This window comes from Pinirhizobacter sp., assembly GCF_035317885.1.
Lineage (GTDB): Bacteria > Pseudomonadota > Gammaproteobacteria > Xanthomonadales > Rhodanobacteraceae > Pinirhizobacter.
In genome coordinates, this window is sequence record NZ_DATHFX010000152.1 from 1 (window position 1) to 3665 (window position 3665).

Annotated in this window: 3 protein-coding genes; 2 read left to right on the forward strand and 1 reads right to left on the reverse strand. The window is 64.2% G+C overall.

Annotated features, from left to right (window positions below):
- A partial coding sequence (locus VK519_RS04635) for a hypothetical protein (RefSeq protein ID WP_324347962.1) occupies positions 1–195 on the forward strand: 195 nt, incomplete at its 5' end.
- Between the two features lie 191 nt (positions 196–386).
- Positions 387–2963, forward strand: coding sequence for a putative bifunctional diguanylate cyclase/phosphodiesterase (locus VK519_RS04640; RefSeq protein WP_324347963.1), 2577 nt, complete (start codon positions 387–389; stop codon positions 2961–2963).
- A 211-nt stretch (positions 2964–3174) separates the two neighbouring features.
- Here VK519_RS04640 and VK519_RS04645 read toward each other — a convergent pair whose 3' ends face one another.
- A complete protein-coding gene (locus VK519_RS04645) occupies positions 3175–3564 on the reverse strand; it encodes a hypothetical protein (protein WP_324347964.1) in 390 nt (129 codons plus the stop codon).
- Positions 3565–3665: the final 101 nt, after the last annotated feature.

Consider the following 3665-nt stretch of genomic DNA (forward strand, 5'->3'; position numbering starts at 1 on the left):
GTGGTCGCCGAGCGGACGATGGGACCTCGCGGCACCGGTCGGACCGAAGGGCATCGCGCTGATTTGCCGGTGAAAATGCCCTTGATCGTGAATAAGCGGGTCTACGTGTGTGGTGACTGCAACACGCGTTGGGAGCCCGGCACCAAAGCGCCAGGACCGGCACGCGAACCGGCGGATTTTGCGCCGCGACCATAAACGCCCGCCACCTGCTCCACGCAAATTCTTACACGATCTAAAGAATCGTCGGCTCGTCCCGATACCCCATAGACGGGCGGAATATTTATTCCGCGGTCCGGTCATAACGGGGCGGGTTGGCGCATGGCGGTGTTGGCAGGGGACAACTTGCGATCCGGTGCCCTCCAGGTGGCGTCCTGGGGCGTAGTGCCATGAGGTTTGCGTTCGAGCGCCAGTCTTCGCGTGCCGTCAGTTTCGTGGGGCTGGCCTTAGGCGTACTGCTGGGCGTGGCCCTGGCGGTCGGGCTGGTGGAAGACCGGCAAACGCGCCTGTCCGCGGCCCATGACCGTACCCTGGCGCTGGCCGAAGGCGGCGAGCGACTGGCCATCGAGCAGATGCGCAGCGTCGACCGCACCCTGGCGGGTGTGGTGCAGGACATCGATCAGTTCGAACGCAACACGCCCGACAAGGCGCCGGTCTTGATTGCCCAGCTGATGGTTCGGGTGACGGCGCGGCAACCGGAGATCGAAAGTATCCAGCTGGTAGACCACGGACAGCCCGCGCTGCCACCCTGGGTATTCTCTCGCGAGGCGGGCCCCCGGCCGGGCATGCGCTTCGGCCCCATCGAGAAAGTGGATGGGCGCTGGTTGCTGCCGATCGTGGTGCCCATGGTGGACGGGCGCTGGCTGTCTGCCCGCCTTAATACGCGCGGGCTGCAAAACCTGGTGGACCAGCTCGCCACCGGCCACATGGGCGTGGCGACCGTGGCGGACTATTACGGAACCATCCTGGCGCGAAGCCGGCAGGCGTCCACCCTGGTGGGTGCGCCGATAACACGGTTGTACTCGGGCGAGCACACCGATCTCACCGATCTTGTCAGCGCGATTGATGGCGTGCATCGCATGGTGGTGAACAGTTCGCTGGACGCCTATCCGGTGCGCGTGGGCGTGGGCGTGCCGTTGCGTGCGGTGCTGGCGCCCTGGTACGTGTTCGGCGCGGTGGCCGTGGCGGTGTATGGCTTGTACTGGCTGGGTTATGGCTACCTTTATCGCCGTGTGCGCGCCTCGGAACGTTCGCGCGACGAATACGTGCGCACGCTCACCGATACCAGTCGCCGCCTGGAGCAGGCCCAGCGGGCGGGGAATATCGGCAGCTGGAGCATCGTGAAGGATTCCACGCGCATGTCGTGGTCGAGCCAGGCGGCGTTGATCCTGGGGCTGGACGTTATCGACATCGTCACCAACCGCGACACCTTCTACAGCATGATCCATCCCGACGACAAGGCGATGTACTTCGAGGGGGCGGCGCGTGCGTGGGCCAATGAGGGTGCGGTGACTCTCCAGTACCGCGTGTTCCGCCCCGATGGCGCCGTGCGCTGGATTTCGTCCACCGGATCATTGGTGGAGGAGGACGGCGTGGTCACGCTCACCGGCACCATCGGCGACATCACCGAGCGCATGACGGCGCAGGAACACCTGGCCTATCGCGCCACGCACGACCCGCTCACGGGCTTGCACAACCTCGACGCCCTGGTCGAAGACCTCGACCGCATGGAAGCGTCGCGCTCGTGGTACGACCTTGCCTATATCCAGTTGCGCGGCCTGGACGTGATCACCGATACGTTCGGTGTGTCGATCGGCCGCGATGTATTGAAGGCAGTGGCAGCGCGCTTTGAATCCCTGGGCGCCAAGTTTGGCCAGGTAGCCCACCGCCCGGGCGAGACCTTCGTGGTGGCGATGTTCGACCGTTCGCGCCACGATGAAGCCCTGGCGGCCTTGCTCGCTGCCGCTACGGAGCCGGTATCTTCCGAGGCTGCGGTACACCAGCTCGACGCCCGGCTGGGGCTGGCCTCGTACCCGGACGATGGCACCCATGCAGAGAAGGTCGTGGGCAACGCAGCCCTCGCTGCGCAGGAAGCGGGGGTGGCTGAAGGTACGGTGCGCCGCTTCGAACCTGCCATGGCCGATCGTTCGCGCCTGCGCCTGCAGATGACCGCGCGCATGCGCGATGCCATCGAGGGCAACGACCTGCAGTTGCATTTCCAGCCGGTGATGAGCGCACTCACCGGCAACATCGTGATGCTCGAAGCGCTGGTGCGCTGGCCGCAGGCCGATGGCAGCATGATTCCACCTTCGGAATTCATCCCGTTGTGCGAGGAGACCGGCCTGATCCTGCCGCTCGGCAGCTGGGTGTTGCGCCGTGCTGCCGCCGCACACAAGGCGCTGACGGCGGCCGGGTGGGGCCGGCTTTCCATCGCGGTGAATGTCTCGGCCATCCAGTTCGCCCGCACCGATCTTGCCCAGGAAATTGCCCGTGTCGGGGAAAATTTCGGCCTTCGTCCCGGCGCCCTGCACATCGAGCTGACCGAAAGCTCGCTCATGCGCTACCGCGACCTCGCCCGCCGCACCATGCATGCGCTGCAATCGCGGGACATCCGCGTTGCGCTGGACGATTTCGGTACCGGCTTTTCCAGCCTGGCGTATCTTAAGAACCTGCCGATCAACAGCGTGAAGATCGACCGCGCGTTCATCCAGGAAGTCGATAGCGATCCGCGCTCGGCGTCGATTTGCCTGGCTATGATCGGCCTTAGCCACAGCCTGGACCTTACCGTGGTGGCCGAAGGCGTGGAGACGGAAAGCCAGCACGCGTGGCTGCGCGACCACGGTTGCGATTTCCTGCAGGGATTCCTGTTTTCGCATCCGCTGCCGCTGGATGCGTTGCTGGCGCACCTGCATCAGGCGGAGGAAGCGCCGGCAGACGTCAAGACGGTGTCGCCGTCCGAGGTGTAGTGGCGTCCATCAGTTCCATGTGCAGCGTTTCGGTGGATTCGTCCATCGGGAACATGCATTCCACGCGAAGCTCCTGCCCGCTGGGATATCTCCGTATCGAGCGATAGCTCGTTCTGGCTTTTCCCGCGCAGGTCGCGCCAGTGGCGGAGCAGCCGGCCAAGTTCACCACCGGCTGCCTGGGTTTGGGTCCTGGAGATCACGGCACGTTCCTTTAGAACTCCGTTGGGCCGACGGCACCCAGCCAGCGGCTGACCTTGGTGGGGTCGTTCTGGTCCATGTAGAAGAAGTGCGTCATGGTGGGGCGCACCACCGGAGGGCTTTTGTCGTCGAAGGTCATCCGCACCTTGCCATGGAACATCTTGATGGACCCGCCATCCCAATACTCCACCACGTCGTGATGGGCCGTGAAGCCGCGGTCGATGAATTGCCGCAGGTTATTCCGGATGGTGTCGCGGCCGTGCCAGTCGGCCACGCCGAGGTTGCATACTGCGTCGTCGGCGAAGCAGTCGAAACCGTTGCCGAATGTTTTGTCATCGATCTCCTTCCAGAAATCAAGCAGCCATTGCGGCGGATCCTTTCGGGTGAAATTCATCGAGGTCATCTTGAGTCTCCGTTGTTCTTTGGAACTGGCCCATGGGTGCATCGCGTGTGTCGGATGCCGGGCAGGCGTCCACTATCGGCGACTATCGACGGGCTCTCAAT